Origin of the sequence: Actinoallomurus sp. NPDC050550, assembly GCF_040655075.1 — a bacterium.
Classification (GTDB): Bacteria; Actinomycetota; Actinomycetes; order Streptosporangiales; family Streptosporangiaceae; genus Actinoallomurus.
Map to the genome: position 1 here is coordinate 14,409 of NZ_JBFAJC010000033.1, position 23,724 is coordinate 38,132.

Annotated in this window: 1 protein-coding gene (cut by a window edge); it reads left to right on the forward strand. The window is 69.2% G+C overall.

The window, feature by feature from the left end; genetic code table 11:
- Positions 1–23,724 carry the beginning of a protein-glutamine glutaminase family protein gene (locus AB0I04_RS35225; RefSeq protein ID WP_360894575.1) on the forward strand. 24,771 nt of this gene lie beyond the right edge of the window, so 23,724 of the gene's 48,495 nt are visible here — the first part of the coding sequence; its start codon is at positions 1–3; the stop codon falls past the right edge of the window.

The following is a 23,724-nucleotide window of genomic DNA, read 5'->3' on the forward strand; positions in this document are numbered from 1 at the left end:
GTGAGTGACGGCGGTCCGGGCGGGCTCACGTTCAACGATGACGAACGCCGGCTCTTCCTGTTCTTGATGGGGAGTGAGCCTCCCGAGGCCCCTCCGCAGGATGTTTACAACCTGCGGGAGCCCTTCCTCACCTTGAGTGACAATCTGCGCACGCTGTCGTCGCATTATTACGAGACCGCCTCGGCGATTGACGGGGCTCTCCCGGACGAGGTCGTCCGGCAGTTCAAGCAGACGTTCGGCGCACTGCTCGGCGCGAACGGCGGCACCAATCACATCGATGAGATCATTAACGGTTCTGATCTCATGGCCGAGCAGGTCGCCGAATGGTCCCGGAGCCTGTTCGAGGCTCAGGTCCAGATCCTCGCGATGATCGTCGCGTTGATGATCCAGCTGGTGATCATGGCGGCGATGGCCGTCTTCACGGGTGGTTCCTCACTCGCCGACGAGGCGGTCGCCGAGGAGACCACACGCCTGGGCCTGATGATGATCATGCAGGGGTTGCAGCAGCTGCTGCGGTTCGTCATGCCGACGGCGATCCAGGCGGCGATCGGCGGGCTGTTGATGGCGGTGGCGAGCCTGGTCGCGACCGGGCTCGACGGCGACCCGGCGGGTCCGCATGTGAACCCGAAGTGGGTCGGTGAGGGCGCGCTCGGTGGCGCCCTCACCGATCTCGGGATCCGCGGGATCGGCGGGGCCTTCGACAAGCTGGTCGGCGGCGCCGTCAAGGAACTGGACAACATCTTCGTCACCGGCCTGAAGGACATCGGCGGTGACTTCATCAAGTTCGGTGGTGGGGGCGCGCTCGCCGCTACCTTCACCCAGGGGCTCATCGAAGGCAACTGGCAAGTCGTGCCGATGATGTTCGTCGGCGGCGGCATCGGCGGGGTCATGTTCGGCGCGGTCATGCGGGGCGCCGCCATCGGCGGCATCAAGTACCGCAAGATGAATCTGAAGATCGACTCCGATCTCCTGCACACGGTGAAGACCGGCGACCTGCTGGACGGCCCGCCGGGCAGGCGCCCGGGCGACGACAACGCCGGCGGCTCCCGCGACTTGAGGACCATCGAGGGGCCCCCGACACCGGACCCGAGCCGCCTGCCGCCACCGGCGTCGCAGGGCCCCGGGCCGAACGGGCCGCGAGGCGGCGGCCCGCCGGGGACCAGACCGAACATGCCGCAGCTGCCGCCGCGGAATACGCCGCTCTCGTCGCCCGATGAGGAGAACCCGGCCGGCGTGACCCCCGACCGGCTGCCGCCCACGAACCGCGGGCCGCAGGTGCGGGGGAACCCGCCGCTCAACGAGGAGATCGTCCAGTCGCCGCCTCCGGTCACTCCGAGCCGGTCGCCGGGGTCGCTTCCGGAGCCGCCTCCGGCGCAGCCGGTGAACAGGCTGGAGAGCGGGCCGCCTCCGGTCGCTCAGAACCGGTTGCCCGGGTCGCTTCCGGAGTCGCCCCCGGCGCAGCCGGTGAACAGGCTGGAGAGCGGGCCGCCTCCGGTCGCTCAGAACCGGTTGCCCGGGTCGCCTCCGGAGTCGCCCCCGGCGGGGCAGCCGCTGAACAAACTGCAGAGCGGGCCGCCTCCGGTCAACAAGGTGGAGGGCGCTCCGCCGCCGCCCCCTGAGCACGAGCTCGCGTCGCAGCACCAGATCACACCGATGGGGCACGACCAGCTTCCGCCGGTGCCGATGGTGTCCGAGCACGAGGGCGTCCAGCCGAACTTCGAGTTCGGCGCCGGCGAGGAGGCCCGGCGGGACTTCCAGATCGCCGAGGGTTCGCGGGACGAGCGCGTCGTCGTGCGGCAGCAGAACGAGCAGAGCCGGTTCTGGCAGCAGGAGAAGGCCGACCAGTACGTCAAGGCCGCGGTCGCCGCGTACCCCTCGTCCAACATGCACGGTGTGCCCCCGGAGGACCCCCGGCTCACTCCGGAGAAGCTGGCCCGCGTGACCGACCTTCCCGAGCACCTGCGCGACCGGGTCCTGTCGGCGTACGCCGAGGTCCTCGCCGAGCACCAGGACAACGGGACCCCGCCGGAGAACCGCGAGCTCCTCCTCTCCGGCCACGAGGACGACCCGCCGGGCGTCATGGAGCGCGAGGCGGGGTCGTCCTCCCTGCGCGAGTTGCTGGCCGGGAAGCTGGAGACGGTGTTCGAGGCCGCCGGCCACGAGGGGTCGCCGTCCGAGACGGCCGAGGCGCTGCTGGACGCGGACCCGCGGGTGAATCCGGCGGGCATGGTCCGCTCGATCGGGCTCCCGGAACACTTCACCGACGACATCGTCAGGGTGTACCAGCAGGTCCGCCAGGAGATCGGCGGGCTCACCGAACGAAACGAAGAGGCCTTCACGACGCGGCTGGCCGAGGCGCTGGAGTACCGGCTGCCCATGGGCCACGACCTGGACACGCAGTCCGTGGCCGACGTGCTGGTACGGGAGCAGGCGCGGGCCGATGCCGACACGACGCAGCCGTGGACCGAACAGGTCCGAGGGCGGTTCGACAGCCGCTGGCAGGAGCTGCACCAGCGGTATCTGGACGGCGAGCTGACCGAGACGGAGTTCGGCCGGCGCTTCGACGAGCTGGTCGAAGGGCTGACCGACGAGCTGGAGCTGGAGGTGGCGGTCCACTCGGTGCGCTCCAGCGCGGACCGGGACTTCGACCTGACCGCCCTCGGCACCGTGTACGGGCCGGTCGCCGAGGCGCGGATGCGGGCGCGCTTCCTCGACGCGGTCGAGTCGGAGGTACGCGGGAGCGCCGAACGCCTCGGCATGCGGGGCGCGAAGGTCGAGATGGAGCTGTGGGATCGGCTCCACAGCGAGGCCGACGAACGGTTCAACGACCTGTCGCAGGGCCTGCGCACCCGTATGGCCCTCGACGACCAGGCCGGCGCGGAGTTCAAGGGCCTGATGGAGCGGGCGGGCCTGGACCACAACTCCCCCGGGGCTCGTATGCTGCGCGCGCAGTACGACGCCGATTTCGCGGCGCGTACGCGGGTCCTGCCGGATGGCGTGGAGACCCGCACGCTTCGCCTGGCGGACTACGAAAGCCGCGCCGAGGAGCTGGAGCCCCTGGTACGCGCCGCGAACGAGCACTGGGCGCCCCGGCTGGAGGTCAAGGCCGTCGAGAACGGCCTGCTGACCGTCGCGGAGGACGACCTGGCCGCCCACGAGGCCGCCTGGCGGGCGCAGACCGCGCGGACGGACGTCGGCGACATCGGCAGTGCGGCGGTGCTGTCGGAGCTGCGCGCGGACCTGCGCTCGGCGGGCACCCGTCTCCTCGACGGCCGCGACGAGCGGACGCTGAACGCTCGGGACTGGGAGGCGTACACCACCGAGCTGAAGGCGGAGTTCGAGCGGCTGTCCCGGGAGACGCCCGGGAGGTTCGACGAGTACGCCGGCCGCGTCGCCGCGCTGCGCCGGGCGGAGGAGAACCTGATCGGCCTGAACAACCCGGCCGAGCACGTCGAGCGGGTCAGGTCCGACCTTCGCGAGGCGATGACCGAGGCGCACAAGGCGGTGCTCCGGGGGCCGGAGGACGGCGTCCTGTCGGCGGAAGAGCTGGCCGAGCGGCAGGCCGTCTTCGACCGGGAGTACTACGAGCCGTACATCGCCTCGCTGGGGTACCGGCTGGAGTTCGAGGCGGCGCTGGATCACTACATGGGCGACAGCGCGCTCAAGTTCCACGAGCTGAGCATGGAGGCGGACCGGCTCACCGGCCACGTACGGCGGCGGTACGCCATGTCCGACGAGCAGTTCGAGAAGGTGAAGAGCGACTACCGGGCCGAGTCGGTGACGATTCTCCACCAGCTCCACGGCCTGGCCCGGGACGTGGTCGTCATGCTGGCGCTGGAGAAGGTCGGCCACGACGTCTTCGGCACCACGGTGCGGGAGGCCGAGACGTCCCTTCAAGCGAGGCTCGACGCCCCGCGACTCGAGCGGCTGCGCGTGCAGTATGCGGCGGAGGCGGAGGCGGGGCGGGAGGCACTCCTCGCGGCGATGAACGGCATGGCGCGCAAGAGCTCCATGCTGGAGGAGTTCGACGGCGGGTACGAGGAGGGTCACCCGTCGCTGAGCTACCGGCAGGAGCGGGAGTACCGGGCCGGGCTCAAGGTGATCCGGAGTCGCCTGTCCAGCGATTGGGTGCATGCGAGGACCGAGGAGGAGTACGCCGCGCTCGTCGAGTCGGCCCGCGCCGATCTCGCCGAGCTCCGCGCCCGCGCGGTGGCGCGCGAGGAGGCGTACCAGCAGTGGCTTTCCGACCCCGAGTGGCGGGTGGACTTCGGTGAGGTGAACGTCACCCGCACCCCGGTCGAGGCCTACGGGAAGTCGGGCGGTACGAGCGAGATCGACGGGGCGCCGGAGGGTAAGCGGCCGGCGACCGTGTCGGAGGGGCCGCCGCGCGACCCGGACGACCGGCGGCCGTACGTCGAGGACGCTCCGGAGGAGGAGCCGAGCCCGCCGCAGCCCCCCGAGGACGCCGAGACGCTGCTGATGGAGCTCGAGCCTCCGCCGGCCGTCCACTCGGCCGCGATGATCGAGGCGCAGAACCACGTACGCCAGGAACTGGCCGCCCTGCGGGATGAGGTCGCGCGGCGCGACGAGGCGTACGTCGAGTTCGAAAAGGGGCTTGCCGACCACCCGGGACGCCGCGACGACATTCCCTGGTCCGAGCGTCGGTCACTGCGGGACTGGTTCGCCGACCAGTGGGTCGCCGGTGGGGACCGCGCGGAGCTGGGTGCGGAGCTCACCCGGCGGCTGGACGAGGCCCACAAGGCCGTCGCGGCGAATCAAGCCTTCGACCGTGAAGTGGCCGAGAGCCGGTGGATGCGGTTGCGTGCGGAGGACGCCGCCCTGCAGGACGATCCGCGTGTCGTGGCGCTGCGGAACCGCTTCACCAGCGAGTCGACCGAGGCGCTCAAGGACGACGAGCGGGCCGCCCTGATCGAGGAACTGCGCGACGAATACCGGCAGATCCGTACGACCTCGGGGCGGAGCGCCGCGGCGAACCGCGCCTTCAAGGCCGCGCTGACCGTCGACGGCCCGAACGGCCGCGTCGACCTGAGCCGGGGCGGCAGCACCTGGGACGAGGCCACCCGCAACTGGCATGAGCAGGAGCTGGCCCAGCTCCGGGAGCGCTACACCGACGAGCGCACGGCGCTCACGGACCCGGTGGCGCCGGAGGCGGTCCAGCTGACCGAGACCATCCGGCAGGACGCCCTCAAGCTGATGGCCCATTCCAGGCCGATCGCCGAGCTGGGCCGCCGGCTGGACCAGGTCGCCGAACGTCATCAGCCCGGCCACGCGTGGGCGAAGGAGACCCGGGACTGGTACCAGGCCGAGCAGACCGCGCTCACCAAGGAAACCATCGCCGCGATGAGCGACCAGCCGTTCGACACGCGGCTGCGAGCCCGGCTGGAGGCGCGCTACACCGAGCAGCTCAAGGTCCTGAACGACGTCGCCGCCGAGCGGGAGCTGGCGAGGCAGGAGTTCGCCCGTGTCTCGGCCGGGCAGGTGAGCGGGCAGGCGACGCTGAAGTCCCACGAGACGGTGACGTGGGTGAACCAGCGGATCGAGGAGATCCGCCTGGCCTACGTCCAGGCACAGCTCGAGGACAACGCCGCCCAGGAGGCCCAGAGCAGTGGCGTGGAGTTCGTCCCCGCGCCGCCGGAGGCCGATGCCTGGCGTGTCCGCGGCTGGCAGCGGCAGCAGAAACAGGTGAACGACGATTTCCTGCAGCTGCGCGCCCAGCGTGTGGAGGAGCTGGCGCTCCTCGAGGCCTCGGGAACCGAGCAGGCCCGTACGACCTTCGACGAGGGCATCGAGGCCTGGCTGCTGAAGCGTCCTGGAGCGCAGGACGACCCCGTTTTCCCGCAGGTCAAGGAACAGATGCGGGAGGAGTACGAGCGTCGGCTGCTGGCGGCCGGCCCGGACCGGCAGGAGGTCATCGACGCCCTCCCCGACGAGCTGGATCTGGAGGCGGCCCGGCAGCTCCAGATCAGTCTCGGCCTGGCCGCTTTCGAGCGGGGCGCCGCCGCTTGGCAGCGCCCCCGGTTGGGCACGCCGGATCACCGCCTGCCGCGCGTGCTGAGTTCGAGCGTGATCGAGGCCGTGCTGAGGGAAGAGCGGCCGGAGTTCCAGCGGCGCTGGGAGGAGGCCGTACGAGAGATCTTCAGCGAGCCTTCCGACGTCCACGAGAATCTGGCGGCGAACTTGGAGACCGCCCGCGACCGGTTGCGCGAGCTGAGCGAGGGCCTCCTGTTCGACGCCCTGGACAACCGCGCGGGCCTGGCCTCGGAGTTGGAGCGCTTCGACGGGCTGTTCGGCGACGCGGCGGTCTCCTTCACCGGTCACCTGTCCGCGGACGACCACGCTCTCCTCGACGTCTTCGAGGCCCGCAAGACCGTACTGTCCGGGCCGGGACGCGAGAGCGTGCAGCGCGATGTCCGGGAGACGTTGCGGAAGGCGTACGCCCGCCACCTCCCGACCGGTAGCCGGATCACCGACGTACGTCTGGCCCAGTGGACGGAGGCGTTCGACAAGGCGGTCGCCTCGGTGCCGTCCCGGCTCGCAGAGCAGGCCGCCCGTGAGACCGTGCTGCGGCGCGTCCTGACCACCGTCAAGACCACGCAAGAGGAGTGGGCCAAAGATCCGGGCCTGACCGGGGCGTTCGGTGAGAGGTTCGGCGTCCGGCAGGGCGCCGCACTGGCCCAGCGGCTGTTGGCCCCGCTGCAGAAGTCTCTCGCCCGGGACGTCGACGACCGCTTCGCCAAGGCCTTCACCGGCGAGCAGGACAAGCCGCTGAAGGACCGCGTCAAGGAATGGCGCACGTGGTACGACGAGGCCTTGGGCGCCGACCGGCTGAAGACGTCGATCGCCGTGGAGGTGGCACGCCAGAGCATGGCCGGCAGGGCCGAGCAGCTCTTCGCCGAACATGCCCCGCGCTGGCATGCCGAACACCCCGACCAGCCGATGACCGAAGACGACCTCGATCGGGCGCGGTCCGGCCTGCGCGAACGCACCCTCGCCGCCTACGACAACGTCTTCGGCTTCGCCGTGAAGACGCCGGCCGACCTCGACGGCCGCGTGGCGGTCTGGGATCAGCGGGTGGAGGGGCTCATCGGTGACCTGCCCGGCCATCTCGCCTTCGAGGCCAACGCCCTGGCCGCCCTCAACGGACTGGGCCGCCAATTCCACACGCTCAGCCAAGGCCATCCCGAGGGCGACGAGGAATGGCTGGACCGCAACGGCGAGAAGTTCGAAGAGAAATCGTTCGACAATTACCGCATCATGTTCGGCCCACCGGACCTGTCCGCCATCTGGCAGGACCGGCAGAAGGCCACCACTGACGCGTTCCCGGCGGGCCGTGCGGAAGCCGCCGTCGAGGCGGCCGCGACGGCGGAGACCGATCCCACGGTCGAGCCGGACCTGACGCCCGAGTCGGCCGAGGCAGCGGCGCTGGAGCGGAGCTTCGAAACGCTCCTGTGGTCCGACGTCCGCAAGGAACTGCAGCGTCACCACCTGCCCACCGCCGACGAGGACGCGCGGGAGCTGCGGGCCGAGCTGCCCGAGAGGTACTGGGCGTTGGCCCGGTCCGATCGGCGGTACCGGAAATCGGCGGCCGTGAAGATCGTGCTCGATTACCTCGAGTCCAAGGGGCTGCCCGGCGGCGGGTCCGCGGAGGAGAAGGAATATTGGGCGATCATGGCGCACCCGGACGTCGTGGATCCCAATGAGGTGGGCCCGCTGGTGCTGGCGAGGGGACCGCACCGTTCCACGCTCTCGGTCGAGACGAAGATAGTTTTCCTGGGGCCGGACGGCCTCTACTACAGGTACCGGAAGGACGCGACGGACGCGGGCGGCAGCGGCGTCGGCGTTGCGGTGGCGATCGCCGAAATCGACACCGGGGTGATGCGCGACCGCGCGGGGGAGAGCAGCTACGCTCCGCCGGATCTCGTGCACCGGACGGAACTCGCGGTGCAGGAGAGGTTCTCCGAGATTCCTGGCGAATTCGGCGGCCAGCCCTCTGTCGAGCTGGCGGACTTCCTCCCGCTGGGCTGGCGGCTCACCCCGGAAGGGGAGGGGTGGCTGATCGGCCCGCGGCCGATCGGGGCTCCGCCGGACTCCCACAACCAGTACAACGTGGGCGCGGAGACGGCGGCGATCTATCGTCTGATCACCGAAGACGTCGCCGAGATGACCTGGCGCGACGAGTCGGAGGGTTATCTCACCCGCACTCATCTGGCCGACGCGCAGGCCTTCGCCGACTACTTCGCGGCACGAATGTTCGCCTACGAGACCCTTGGGCGCATTCCCGAGGACCTGTCGGCTGTCTACCCCTATCTGAACATTCCCGATCTCGCATTGCAGGAACTGCGCTCCCACGCCTTCACGGAGTACGTGATCACGGCGACGCACCTCAACGGTCCGGTGCATCCCGGTATCAACAAGGCGCACGTGGCGTACCTCATCCGGCACGAGGCCGGCTACCGTTTCAAGTCGCTGCCGGAACGGGCGCAGGCGTTCGTTCGGGCCGACCGGGAGGCGTTCCGCGGTGGCGTGGAAGAAAAGTTCCTGACGCGTATTCCGGACTACTTCGAGCGGTTCCAGAACCACAACGGCGAGCCATTCCCGGCCGACAGCCTGCTGGCGACGGAACTGGACATCAGTAAGTATCTCGACGGCGCGCTCACCGGTACAAAAGGGCAGACACTGGCGGCACTGCTCGGCCTGAAGGTCCTCCCGGAATTCGACACGGAGGGCGGACCGCTCGCCAAGGCCGTCCTGGAGATCGGTTACTACGGCCAGTTGATGACCGACGTGGCGACGTCGCGGCAGTACCTCCAGAGGCTGACGGACAAGGTGCGGTCGCTGGAGCCCTGGGTCCAGCGCCTGCACAATCCCACCGCCGCGGACCTGGCGGAGATCGAGGCCGCGCGGACGGCAGTGCGGCAGCTGGCCCCGCAGGACGGGGTGGGGCTCGAGCTCGAGCCGGCCGAGCACTTCGACCCGGTCTACCACTCGGATGACTGGCCGGCGGTGCGTGAGCGTTATGAGAAGAACCTCGCCGAGCAGATGGCCAGGCGCCTGGGCGCCGACCGGGTGAACGACCTCATCGCCGCGACCCAGCACGGTCCTCGCTTCTCTCACCATTCCCCGGGGGAGCGGCCCCATTGGTGGCGAACCTGGATGCGGGAGTCGCGCGGTTACCGGATGAGCGAGAGGGCGCCGGGCTTCGAAACGTACTTCGCGTACTACCGGAGCCAGGCCCCGGAGGCCGACGACGGCCACGAGATCCTCGCGGCGATGATCGCCTCGCAGGTGGCCCGGGGAGTGCCGCTGTTCGAGGTCGTGCTCGCCTGGTGGCGGGCCGGGTACGGCGGCGACGCGGCGAACGGGGGGCTGTTCAGCGAGGCGTCGGAACTGTACGAGTTCGTCGACGTCACGCTCGCGCCCAGGGCCGACGTCACGGATCCGCGGCGGGTGCAGGCGCTGACGCCGCCGCACCTCACGATGTACGACCCGCTGGTCGGCTGGACGTTCGACGGCGACCTCGCCGATCCGGCCGGTCGGATGGGACTCTCGCGGCGGGAGGCCGCCGCCCTGCTGGCGTTCGGCGAGCTGCCGCCCGAGGGCTCCGGAGACGCCCTGACCGACCTTCAGTGGGTCGTCGCCCGGAGGGCGGCCCTGCGCCTTCCCGAGTCGGACCAGTGGGTGTGGACCGCCATGTGGCACCAGGGGGATCCGGTGTCGTTCCCCCAGATGGCCGCGGGGCTGCCGATGACGATGCCGGCGATCGCACGCGTATGGGGGTCCCCAGAGGAGGCCATGGCGTCCGTCCAGCCCGACGGACCCGGCTGGATGGTCCTCTCCCGAGTGCATCACACCGTTCACGACGCGGGCGTTTTCGGCCCGGCCAGCGGCCAGGGCCACGTGCGCTACCTCGTGGACGGCGGCACGTTCACCGTCACCGAGGTGCGCACCAACGTCGATGAGCAGCGTGTCGAGCTGGTGTTCGCTTCGCCGGAGAACGCGGTGCAGGAGGGCGCGCTCCAGAACGCGGACGGGCGACAGTACGGGAGCCTCTTCCTCACCCCCGAGGACTGGGAGCGGGTGGCGGCGCGGTTCGCGCAGGTGGAGAGCACCGTCGTGGCCTGGGGTCGGGACCAGAACGGGCAGCTGATCACGACGGCCTTCAGGACGCCGTACGCGGATCCGGCCCGGCTGTGGGTGTACGGCGGGTACGACGCCGCGCTCGGAGCGCCCGCCGTCTACGCGAGCGGCCAGGCGGCGCGGCTGGCGCAGGAGGGGTACACCGACCTGCTGTTGCTGGCCGATGCCGGGTACTCCGAGGCGATGTCGCGCACGCTGTCGGGACTGGCGCAGGAGCACGGCCTGCGGATTCACACCGCCCCGCTGGCGCTCGTCCAGGAGTACGTGGACGAGCCGGCGGTGTTCCACCTGCCGCTCGACGCACAGGGCCGGCCGACCTCCTGGGTGACGTACCTGCCGGACGGCGGCGTGTACCAGCCGGCGCGGGAGATCGCCTGGGCGTACGCGTCCCCGCAGGCATACCCGGACCTGGCGCGCATCGGCCTGTTCGGGGGCTCACCGGACACCGGAATCGATCCGCTGGCGGCGCACTGGCCGATCGGCCGGGAGCTGACAGTCGGAGAGCGGCGTTTCGGGGACGTCACGCCCGTAACGGGCCACGAGGTGCCGGCGCCGTCGGATGGCAAGGCGGCGGTGCGGACGTTCACCTACTCGCGGATGCTGGAGTCGCGCTCCGAGCCCGTGACCTATGAGGTCAGTGAACTGGGCTGGATCCGGCTCCCCGACGGCCGGCCGCTCTCCCCGGAGGGCTGGCGGCGGTTCGGCGACGACTTCTTCCACGAGCCGACGGGCGCGTTCCTCCGGGGCGACAACGGCTGGATCGGTCAGGCCGGCAACGCGGAGGCGCTGCGCGAGGTGCCGCGCGAACCGAACGAGATCCCGCCGTACACTCTCGTCGCCCGGCCGAAGGCCATCTATCTCGTACCGGCAGGCGACGACCACGCGGCAGCGGTACGCATCCCGCTGACCGAGGCGCCGCCCCTGTCCGAGGTGCAGCGGATCGTCGAGGACGTGGCGGTCTGGGCGGCTGGGGAGGAGCACCTGCCTTCTGATGAGGAGCAGGCGTGCATGGTGTTGGTCCGCGGGTTTGTGGAGCGGTTCGCCGGCGGTACGGGTCATATTCGTTCGGCGGGTGCGGTCGATGATGAGTTGACGGTGCCGGACGCGGTGAACGTGCGGTATCTGGGTCTGCCACGTTCGGACTGGGGACCGGTGACTTCGTGGGAGTCTCTGGTCGGTGCCCTGGCCCAGAGCCGGCGGCAGGTTCCCGGCGCTGATCGCGGTGACGTCCCTGCGCTTGAGGTTGTGGCGGTGAAGCAGTCGGGGGGCAAGGGCCACGCTCTGGTGCTGATCCGTACGGCCGACGGCGGGGTGCGGGTCTTCGATCCGCGGTTCGACGCCGACACGCGGCAGAACGCCGTATCCGAAGGCACGACCGGGAACCTGACCGGCGGCTGGGCCGGGAAGTGGCTGTATCAGGCAGACCTCGACCACATGAACCGGACGTGGTCGCCGGTCACCGCTCGTGTCCTGGCGGTGAATGAGTACGGCCATGTGATCAAGCCTCGGCCGCTGGATGCGTCTGGTGCGGTTCTGGAGTCCGCGTCGCAGTTGCAGGCTCTCACCGACCCGTCCGACCCCCGCATCGGTACTGGGCCTGCGCCGGCGGGCGCCGCTCTCTCCGTAACCCTAGGAGTGTGCCAGTGGCCCATCCGCCTGTACGAGGGGCTGAATCTGAATTTCACCATCTTGAGTCCGGAAAGGGACGCATCCAAGCCAGAACTGTTCGTCACATGCAGCCAGCCGACCGTATCGTACAGGGAAGACGGCCAGCCATCCCTTTACTGCCCGTCGTGCGAGGAAGAACATGCGCGGGACGGGCGCAGGATGACCAGTCTGGCGCGCGACGCGCGGAGAAAGTTCATCAGCCTCGCGAAAGCGGCGGACTCTGCTTGTCGGTGGCCCGTCGGCTTGGGCGCGGATGTGGATTTCACCAGGCTGGATCCGAAGAGGGACGCTAGCGATAAAGGCAAATTCATCACGTGCGGCCAGCCGGTCGACGTGTCCGCCTTTATCGTCAGCGGCGGAGGCGGTTCCAGGCCGGCCTACTGCAAGGATCATGTGGTGGCCTCCGAAGGAAGCAAAACCGATAGGGGATCGGCGGCGAGGAAGGCACGGATAGATCTCCTGGAACGGGCCAGGCGCGTGGGTGCGGTTTTGGCCGGTGTGGGGTTGCGGCGGATTGGGGCGGTGGGTAATGGGGGTTGGATCTATGACGCGTTGATGGGTACGGCTGGGCCGGGTCTGTTCGGGGGTTTGACGGATCCGGTGGAGGTGCGCCGGTTTGTGGCTGGTCAGTTGCGGGTGCGGCCGGATTTGCAGCGTGTGGTGGCGGCGATCAGTCCGTTCTGGGGCGAGGTGGCTGATTGGATCGAGTCCGGTTCGGCGGGGAAAGACGTTCGTGGTGGCATTGAGCCGGAGTTGGTCGCGCGGGTGTTCGACCTGCATATTGAGGTTGTCACTCATGACGGTGATGTTTATCAGGTGGGGGATGGGCGGCGTCGGGTCACGCTGGTTCACTGGGCTGCTGCTGGTCATTGGGAGGGCACACAGACTATTTCGGTTGGACCGGAACCGCGCGGGTATCGGTGGTTTCGGTTGCCGGTGGCGATGGCTGGTTTTGCTGGGTTTTTTGATGCGTTCTTGCGTGCGGCCAGGGCCGCCGGGCTCGCCGACACTGGAGCCACCGTCGAAGAGTTGCGAGTCGGGCTCGCGAATGCGGTGGAGAATCCGGTGGTTCAGCAGGAGGAGTTTCCTCCTGAGATGGTCGGTTCGGTGCACCGGATGTGGGTTGCTGCTCGTGTCGCTGAGGGGATCGATCCGCAGGCGTTGACGGTTGACGCACTATGGCGTTCGATCGCTGGGCAGCTTCGTGATGGTTCATGGAATGGTGAGGGCCGGGCGCTGGTCTTCCACCTGATCGCGAACCGCTACAACACCGGGCTGCGCATCCTGTCCCCCCAAAGCGCGATGGAAGCGTTCGGTGATCCCGGCGCATCCGATTTCCTCGCCTTGTACCAGCCCATCGGCTACCAGCGGGATGCCATCGAACCCTCGCCGGCCTCAGCCGTGCCTGTGCCGGTGTCCCCATTGCTCGTTATGGATGACGTTCCTGATTCGCCGGTCAGTGAGCCGGCCGAGGAGCGGCGGGCCGAGATCCGGGATGTGAGGGCGCGTCTGGAGTTGGGTGAGGAGGGCCTGGGGGCGCCTTATGAAGGCGATGTAACGCTGCAGGGCTCGAATCCGCCGGCCGCTCATACCATCTCCGCGGGGCAGGACGTCAGCCGGGAATCGTTGGGCGGACCGCTTGATTCTCGTCTCGAGGCAGGGCCTTCGCGGGGGCCCCAAGGCCCGGTCACCGCTGGTCCCCGCTCCACGGCGAATGGTTGCCAGTGGCCTGAGGGCCTGCGCCCGGGCCAGGATCTCACTGGGCTGAAGGTGCGTACGGCCGCAGGCGACAAGAACCGGTTCATCACGTGCGGCGAGCCGCCCGTACCGCGCCGCTCCGCGAGCGGCGCGGCACCGGTCTATTGCGAGGAACACTCGCGCACGCCCAGGCCGGCGGTCGCGGCGCGAATCGAGCGGGAAAGGCTCATCAGCGTCGCGCAAGCGGCGGGGGCTACCTGTCGGTGGCCCACCGACCTGCACGCGGATCTGGATCCCGCCAGGCTGGGTCCGCACCCGGGCTCAGGCAACAGCGACCTGTTCAACATGTGCGGCCGGACGGTCGTTGCACCCTCCTCCCTCAACAAGAGACCGGCCTACTGCAAGGATCACGCGGAGGAAAAGGCAGACGGCTGGCGCGATCCGGGACGCGCGGCGGGCATCAAGCGGGAAGCACTCGTTCGGCGGGTCCGGCGTGTGGGTGCGGTTTTGGCTGCAATGGGGTTGCAGCGGGCCGGGGTGGCGGGTGATGGGGATCGGTTTTATGACGCGTTGATGTACACGGCTGGGCCGGGTCTGTTGGGGGGTATGACGGATCCGGCGCTGGTGCGCCGGTATGTGGCTGCCGTCTCGGTGGGGGATGAGGTCCATGGTGGCGATGATCCGGGGCAGGCCGCCCGGGTGTTCGACCTGCGTATCGATGTTGCCACTGATGAGGGTGAGCTCTATCAGGTCGGGGACGGGCGGCATCGGGTCACGCTGGTTCGCTGGACCGAAGATCGTTGGAGCGATGGTCGTTGGGAGGGCACGGAGGCTGTTTCGGTCGGCGAACTGGCCAGGTCGGTGTTGCCGGGGTATAGGTTGCGCCGGGTGCCGTTGGCGATGGCTGGTTTTGCTGGGTTTTTTGATGCGTTCTTGCGTACGGCCAGGGCTGCCGAGCTTGCCAATTCCGGAATCACCGCCGAGGAGTTGCGGGTCACGCTCGCGGATGCGCTGGAGGATCCGCGGATTCAGCAGGGGTTGCCCGCCGATGCGCCGTGGCGTTCGATTGCCGGCCGGCTTCGTGATGGTTCGTGGGATGGTGAGGGCTGGGCGCCGGTCTTTCATCTGACCGCCCAGTTGTATGAGGCGAGGCTCCGTGTTCTGCCCGCGGGTAACGCGGAGGAGATGTTCGGTGATCTGGAGGCTTCTGGTTTCCTCACTTTGTACCGGCCTGGCGATCATCAGTGGGATGGCACCGAGCGGTTGCCGGTCTCTGCTGCGCCAACCGGCACTCATTCGGCGCCGAGCGCGCCGCCGGATCTGCGGCCGGCCTCGAGCGTCTCGGAGGCGGACGTCTATGCGTTCAGCCGGGACGCGGTGCGGTGGTGGGGTCACCACGTGCTGCGGGTGGCGGAGGAATCGGTCGGCCTCTACGAATGGGTGGGGAATGAGCTCGTTCTCGAGGGGAACCGCATCGAGGCCGCCGAGACCGTGGAGCAAGGCGCCAATGACTTCATCCGGTGGATCCGCGGGCGGGGACCGACGCCGACCGCGCTGAGCGGGATGAACTGCTGGCAGGCACTCCTTTTCACGGCGTACTGGTCCGGTGCGGTCGATCGGAAATGGCTGGTACAGATCCACCGCGAGGCCGCTGAAGCGGCGACCATCGGCTACCACGCTCAATCGCACGCCTCGAAGCAATATGTCGAGAAGCTCCTGCGCGCCATGAGCGCCAGCGATACGCGGCATTATCAACGCGATCCGCGAACCGGGCTGACGACACCGGATCTGCGCGCCGGGCATCTGGTTTTGATCAACCGGTCCGACCACGTGGCGCTGGCACTGGGAACGCGTGATTCCCAGGGGCGCCAGGAGGTGCTGAGCCACTGGGTCTACCCGGAGGCCGCACCGGGGCAGCCGTACGGCGAGCCCGACACCCGACCGGGGTTCCTCCAGCGGACGACGCTGGAGGAGTTGCTCGTCGGCATCACCAACCTTGATTCCATCGCGTCCGTGTTGCCGGCGTGGTGGTCGGGACTGGGGCACGCCCCCGCTCCCGGAGGCGACGCGGCACCGGTCGTGGAGCCCGCGAAGGTGGTTGCCAGGCCGGCGAGTGTGGACTGGCTGGATCGGCGGTTCGCGGCGCCTGTGGTGAAGGTCGTGACGGAGCGTTATGACCCGAAGATCGACTTCAAGTTCAGGAGGAACGGGTCTCCGTACGCGTCGGCGTGGGAGACGCAGGTCCGGATCAATGTTCAGCGGATCCAGGCGGCGAACGGCGCGTGGTTGCGTAATCACGTCGTTGTTCTGCCGGTGAGGCCGATGTTCGGGGTGACCTCTTCCGAGGTCGCGGAGGTGCAGCGGACGCTGAATCGGCTGCTGGATCAGTACGCGAACCGGGGATATGAGCTGGAGGTGTCGAAGGACCAGTTCTTCATGGCGTTGAAGCTGGTCGTCGACCCCCACCATCGCGGAGCGGTCGAGGTGCGGCCGGGTCGGACGGTCGATGCGCCGGATCTCGATTTGGAGCGGCCGGACACTCGGCACTGGGGTCTGAGAGATTTCGCCGTCGAGTTGCTGCACGAGTCGTTCCATTACATGGGACTGCTGGATGAGAACCGGGATGGGCTGTCGCTGTTCCGGCGGCTGGCGCGGTCGTTGGCGGTCAAGCATGACGGGATCATGGCGGGGGGCGTCTTCGATCCGTCCCAGCCGATGCCGGCACGGTATCTCCGCGAGATCGAGGCCACCGTCGACGCCACGGCGGTTCTGCGCGACCACCCGCTGAACGCGCCGGGGCTGCGCGGCCTCGCCGTCGTCATGCCGTCGGCTGCGGACAGCCTCGCGGAGGCGGTGGCGTTCGCGTCGATGTACGAGGTGGCGACCCCACGGGACGAGCGTCTGCGTTATTCAGCCCCGCCCGCCCCTCACCGGCTCGCGCCGGCGGGCCGCGATCCGGTGGATCAGGTGGTGCGGCTGGGCCTGGACTCCGTCGGCTCGTACGAGTGGTGGGGCAACTCCGGTCCGGATCCGAACGATGGGTTCCGCATCGCGGAGACGGGCCCCTACGGCGCGCGTAATGATTTCGCGCGCTGGATTCGGGGCAACGGGCATGCGCCGTCGTCGTCCGGCTCGATGAACTGCTGGCAGGTGCACCTCCTGCTCGCTTATCGGGCCGGTGTGGTGCGCCGGCGGTGGCTGGTCCATGTGCACGATGCGGCGACGGCCGCGGCCGTCCGGGCGTACGACCTGGCCAGGGTCGAGGGGCTGGATGAGGACGGTGCGATCGAGGGCGCGTTCGACGTCTTCACGTTCACGCTCATGCAGCTTGTGGGCTCGGGTGCGACGACCGAGCACACCGTTTCTGCGGATCTGAGCGTCGAGCCGCCGATCCCACGCGGTCACTGGGTGTCGCTCAATGACAACCACCACGTGGCGCTGGCGACGGGTGCGCGTGATGCGTACGGTCGCCAGCAGGTGCTGAGCCACTCCCAGTTCCTGGCGGCGAACCACGATGCGTACGCCAACACCGAGGCGCCGGGCGTGTTGCAGCTGACCACGATCGAGGAGTTGCTGGAGGAGTTCGGCCCGGACGTCACGGTCGTTTCCCGGGCGCCCGCCTGGGCTCCCGCCGAGGCGACGGGTACGCATTCGGCGCCGAGCGCGCCGCAGGATCTGCGGCCGGCGTCGAACGTCCCAGCAGAGGACATCTACGCGTTCAATCCGAACGAGGTGCGGAGCTGGAATCACCGTGTGCTGCAGGCGGGGGAGGGATCGGTCGGCTTCTACAACTGGGTGCCGAATGTGTGGAATTTCGTCCACGGGCGCGGCCTGCTGCTTTCCGGGGTCATTAATGACGGCAGGACCAATGACTTCGTCCGGTGGCTCCGCGGGCAGGATTCCACGCCGTCCATGCGGAGCCGGATGAACTGCTGGCAGGTATTCCTCTTCACGGCGCACTGGTCCGGTGCGGTCGATCGGGGCTGGCTGGACGGGATCCACCGCGAGGCGATCGAGGCGGGGAACGACGCCTACCGCGCCGATCAGGATGAGCAGCGCGGCTACAAGGCGTTTTTCAAGAGTCTCGCGCGCTCGATGACCTCCGGCGAACCGCGGCGTCATAATGCCGATCCACGAACCGGGCTGACGACACCGGATCTGCGCGCCGGGCATCTGGTGTTGATCAACCTGGACGAGCACATGGTGATGGCGCTCGGAACGCGTGACGCCCAGGGGCGCCAGGAGGTGCTGAGCCACTGGGACTTCCCGGAGGCGGCACCGGGGCGGCCGTACGGTGCGCCCGGCCCTAAACCAGGGTTCCTGCAGAGGACCACACTGGAGGAGGTGCTCGTCGGCTTCTCCGGCACGCCTTCCGTCGTGTCCGCGGCGCCGGCGTGGTGGTCGGGACCGAGTCCTGCCGCGCTTCCCGAAGCCAAAGCGGAACCGATCATGGAGCCCGCGAAGGGGGTCATCCGGCCGGCGAGCGCGGACTGGTTGGATCGGCGGTTCTCAGCGCCTGTGGTGAAGGTCGTAACGGAGCGTTATGACCCGAACGTCGACTTCTTGAGCGGGAATCGGTCTCCGTACGCGTCGGCGTGGGAGGCGCAGGTCCGGATCAATGTTCAGCGGATCCAGGCGGCGAACGGTGTGTGGCTGCGGAATCACGTCGTTGTTCTGCCGGTGAGGCCGATGTTCGGCGTGACCGACTCTGAGGTCGCAGAAGTGCAGCGCAAGCTGAACCGGCTGCTGGATCAGTACGCGAACCGCGGATATGAGCTGCCGGTGTCGAAGGACCAGTTCTTCATGGCGTTGAAGCTGGTCATCGACCCGGACCATGGGGAAGCGGTTGAGATACGGCCGGGCCGGACAGTTGATGCGCCGGACCTCGATCTGGAGCGGCCGGACGCCCGTCACTGGGGTCTCCACGACTTCGCCGTCGCGTTGCTGCACGAGTTGTTCCACTACATGGGCCTGCTGGATGAGAACCGGGACGTCCTGTCACTGTTCCGGCGGCTGGCGCGGTCGTCGGCGGTCAAGATCGACGGGATCATGTCGGGCGGCGTCTTCGATCCGTCCCAGCCGATGCCGCCGCGGTACCTGCGGCGTATCGAGGCCAATGTCGACGCGACCGCCGTTCTGCGCGACCATCCGCTGGGCGCGCCTGAGCTGCGCGGTCTCGCCGTCGCCACGCCGTCGGCTGCGGACGGCGTCGCGGAGGCGGTGGCGTCCGCGTCGGTGTACGAGGTGGCGACCCCGCGGGACGAGCGTCCGAACTATTCCGCCCCGCCGGCCCCGCCGCAGCTCACGGTCGCCCCCGCGGCGCCGATCCCGGAGATCGTCATCGAGGGCCCGCAGGACGAGGGCGACGAGGACGGCGAGGAGAGCGGCGCGCCGGCCGTTCAGATCGTCGGCGAAACCGCGGGCCGGACACAGGTGGGCCCCTTCGACGAACTGGCGGCGCTGTATCCGTCCGCGGCCGTGTCCACGGAGCCGCGGCTTCCGCTCCGCTTCTCCGATGTCGTGGCAGCGGATGACGTATGGAAGTACTTCATCGACGCGCGGCATCACGCCGCGGCACGCGCCACGCTCCCGTCGGACCCCGGCCGTTACTACGACAATGACCGGTCGCCCGGCTTCCGGGCGGCGATGCTTCGCACGTTCAACGAGGTCTTCAACCAAGACCCGCTTCACCTCGGCTGGAACGCCTACGAACTCCGGCACGACCTGGTCACGGGCGGCCTCACGGGGGACTTCGCGCGTAACGGCGTCGGCACCAGTATGGGGCGCTTCCCCCTGAGAGCCGTCCGGCCCGCACCGGACATGTTCGACGAGGTCATCGGCGGCCGGCCGCTCATGTCCTCCTACGATCAGGCCCGTACGGCGATCGACGCCGACGAGCCCGCTCCGCTGACCGTCTATCAGGGCCACGTTTCCGGCAACGCGTACGTGTACACGCTTTATGACGCCGCCGAAACACCGGCCCTGGTCGATGAGGTCTTCGAGAACCTCCGCGCCGATGTGTCCGTGGCGACCACGGACCTCGATCGGCTGATCGCGATCGGCCGGGCGATTCGTACCCTGCATGTCCTCCACCCCTACGTGGACGGAAACCTCCGGCTCGACGTCTATGTGCTGTTGCCGCATCTGCTCCTGCAGAACGGCTTCCGCCCCGTGCTCAGCGACGAGCTCCACAGGATTTTCAACGGCGGCTACTCCCTCCACCAGATCGCCGCCGTCCTGCTGCACGGACAACCCCAGGGCGCCCCGGAAATACGTCGGGTGCTCGACGACCCGGACGATGTGCCGGTGCATGCGGACGCTCTCGCGCCGCCGGACGTAGAGACCGAGGCGCCCCGCCCCGCGATCGTCGAGCTGCCGGTCCGGCCGGCGGAGGGTGAGACGTTCGGCCGGGCGCTGGCGCGGGCCCTCGACGACAACGCGTCGCTCCTGCCGGAGCGGGAGGGCTCCGAGGCGAAGGGCGCCACTCCGCTCGACCGGTTCTTCGAGGGCCTGACGGAGGAGGACCTGCCGGAGTCCGCGGAGGACGCGCAGGTGTCCCTCGACGTCCTCAAGCGGGCGGGCATCCGGCTGGAGCGCGGTCAGGAGACGCAGGCGACGCTTCAGGGCGGGATCGCCATCGAGTCGCTGGAGCTCAGCCGCGTACAGCGGTTCCGGCTGGCGACGGAGCTCGAGTCGGCGAAGACCCCGGAGACGCAGGCGGAACTGGCCACGGTGCTGAACGCCGCCGCCCGGCGCCTGGGAATACAGGTCGCCTTCGGTACGGCGCGAGACGACGAAGACCTGATCACGCCGGGCGCGGATTCGAGTGCGCCGCGGTACGGGTCGGGTGGCGATCTGGATGACGCGGCGATCCTGGAGGAGGTGGGGCTGGAGCGGAACGATGTCGGTGAGCTGGTCGGTCGGGTGAACCGGGCGCTGCCGGCGGGCGGGCGGGTCGACGCGGCGACGGTGGTGGAGGCGTACCGGGGGCTGACGCAGGAGCAGCGGCGGGCGGTGTGGGAGGCCAATGGGCCGGCCAGGCTGCGCATTCTCGGTATCCAGGTGCCGCGTGTGCGCGGTGGGGCGTCCGGTGAGGACGCACTCGCGTACGAAACCGAGGCTCCGGGTGCCGATGTCGACCGTCCGCTGGCGCGGATCCTCGAGATCGCGCGGGATGAGTTCCTCCTGACGAACGTCGAGGACGAGGCGGATCTGGAGCCGTTGCTGGCCGGCCTGTTCGGTGCGGATCACGACTGGACCGTCGAGGATCTGGTGGCCCTGGCCGGACGGACGATGGCCGGCGGGCGGGACGAGATCGGCGTCGGCGATCTGTTCCGGCAGTGGGAGGCGGAGGGGTTCGTCGAGGAGCTGGGGGATCGTCTCGGCGTCATTCCCGATGCTCTGCGGCGTCAGCTTCCCGGCCTGGTCGCGTTGTTCCGTGAGGAGTGGCCGACCGCCGCCGAGCGGCTGGACGGGCCCGTCACGCTGAACGACCTGCTGCCGTTGGTGCGGGCGACGCTCGACCCGGCGGCCGATGCGGTGACCGCCGACCAGGTGATGGATCTGATGGGCGCGGCGGAGGCGGTCGAGCGGGGCGGGCATCCGCTGACGGTGGCGGCGCTGGAGTCCGTGACCCGCGATCCCGTGCCGGTGCCGCCCTGGTACGCGGCGCACGGCGGGCTCGGTGACGGGCACGTGTCATCGATGACGGACGTGGTCGCCAGGTCGGTGCCAGGGGGTAAGGCCGCCGGGGCGGTCGACGAGTGGATCGGCGCGGTGACCGCCGGGCTGGACTCGCCGGTCGCCGCCTCGGTGCGCAAGGAGATCCTCGCGCTGCTGGCCGACAGCGATCCCAAGACCTGGGAGAAGCTGCTTCGCCACGGCAAGCTAATCGTCGTCAAGGGCGTACGGGTCAAGCTCACGTTCTTCGCCAAGGAACTGGCCTATGAGCCGCCGGCCGACGTGGCCGTCGACCCGGGCCACCAGGAGTACTTCAGCAGGTACGTCGACACGTCGTCCTCTGAGGGCACCTCGCGTCATGTGCGGTCCGCTAGGAACGGCAGCATCGAGCCGATCTTCTTCCTGGCGGTGCAGGGCGGCACGCAGGCCGCATTGTCGCACGCGGGGCCGACGGGGAAGATCACGATGGAGCGCGGGTACTCCGCCGGGAACAGCATCGCCTTGGAAGTGCAGTCCGGGAACCGGGTCATCGCCAATGCCGTGCACATCTACTCGGCCCGGATCCGGATCCGGGCCACCGTGAACCGCGAGTTCCGGCCGAGTGTGGCACTGCCCGGTACGGCACGGCTGGCCTACCCGAAGGTGTACTCCTCGGCGGCGGAGGCGTCGGCCATGACGGAGGCCGTCGAAGATGGCGGGCATCCCGTCGTGCGAGTGGCGGATCCGGAGGTCCTGCACGGGCTGGACTACGCGGTCAACGCGGCGCTGCCCGAGGAACTGCTGACCGGGCTGACCACGACCCTGGAGAACGAGTTCGGCCTTTCGGCCGAGGACGCCGACGTGATCGTCCAGGACGCGGCCGAAGAGTACTTCGACGAGAACATGATCAAGGGCCGCAGTCAGTGGTGGCTGACCGACAGCTGGGTGTCGGGGGTCCTCACCAAGAAGGTGCAGTGGGTCTTCGGTAAGAAGGTGACGGACGAACTCGCCGGGAAGGCCGCGAGCGACTTCGCCGGGAAGGTGACGGGCGAACTCGCCAAGAGGGTGCCCCGCCTTTCGGAGTTCCAGGGGCATCTGGAGATCAGCGGGCAGCCGCAGACGGTGCGTTATGTCACGACCACCGATGAGCCGGTGTTGCTCCGTAACGACATCGCGGACACGGCGGTCATCCGGGATGGCGAGACACACGACAGCGGCGCGAGCGTCACCCCGGGGGTCGCGCTGGGAGTCGAGCTCGGCGAGCACCTGACCACCCCGACCGTCGACGTGCCGAAGGTGGGGTCCTCTCGTGGCCACGGGTACACCGTCAGCACCGAGGGCCAGGCCAAGGTCGCGATCATGCGGAAGGTCCACCTGGTCCGTTACCGGACCGAGTACCGGTTCACGGTCACCATCAAGTCCAACATGGGTGACGCCACCTTCACCGTGCCGGTGGTGGGCGAGTTGGGCATGGGCCGCGGGCACGCCAAGGAGTTCGAGCGCCGGGCTCTCGGCGGACGACTCACCGGCTCCGGGCTGGTGACGGCCGAGGAGTTCGAGGCGCCCGCCGTACGGTCGGCGGTGGCGCCGGAGCTGCCGGCCGGGCCCCGGACCGGGTTCATATCGCGGCTGATGTCCAGGTTCGCCGGCAGCACGGCCCCGCCCGAGCCGTTCGGCGAGCACGGTGTACGGACCGTCGAGGACCTGCGCCGGCTGGCCGACCAGCGGCCTGTCGAGATCGCGATACCCGGTGAGCTGCACGACACCCTGGTACCCGAGCTGACGTCGGAGGCGTGGCGGGGCCTGTTCGAGCACGACAACGTCACCTCGGTGCTGATGGACGCCGACCGGTCGACTCTTGTTTCGCGCGTCGAGGGGGCGGCCACGGCGCCGTGGCGGTACGTGCTGGACGACCAGGCCCGGATCACCGGTGCTCTCTTCATGCACGAGCAGCCGGGCGGTGAACGGGAGCCGCGGGGATGGGTGCCCAACCCCGCGGCGACGTCGCCGCTCGCGGTGGTGCAGACCCGATCCTGGCACGAACCCCTGGAACAGCCGCTGCGTACGGCCGGCATGGGGTCCATCGCCCGCTTCTTGAAGGACGGTGGGATACCGCAGGTCCAGGTCACCGAGGCGTTGGGGCGGCGACTGGAGAAATCCGCCGAATCCAGCGCGAAGGATCCGGTGATCCGGGCCGTGCGGATGATGATGGCGACGCGGATCCCGGTGATAGCCGCTGATGGCAGCCGCCTTGGAGAGGGAGAAGGCGGTGCCCGGGAGCCGTTGTGGCCGGAGAAGCGGTTCGTCGTCGATGAGTGGGGCAGGGTTCGCGCGGGTCTGCGGACCTGGCATCACGTGGTCCACCCTCGCGAGCCGCTCGCGCTGGCCGCCCGGAAGGGACTGGGCAGGGGCGTCGTGCGGGAGACGCCCGGCCTGGAGAAGGTGTACCGGGAGACGATGAAGGCCCTGGAGCACCAGATGCACCAGGTCAGGCTCTCGGCGGACGAACGCCAGCACGTGGCTCGCACGCTGGCCATGAAG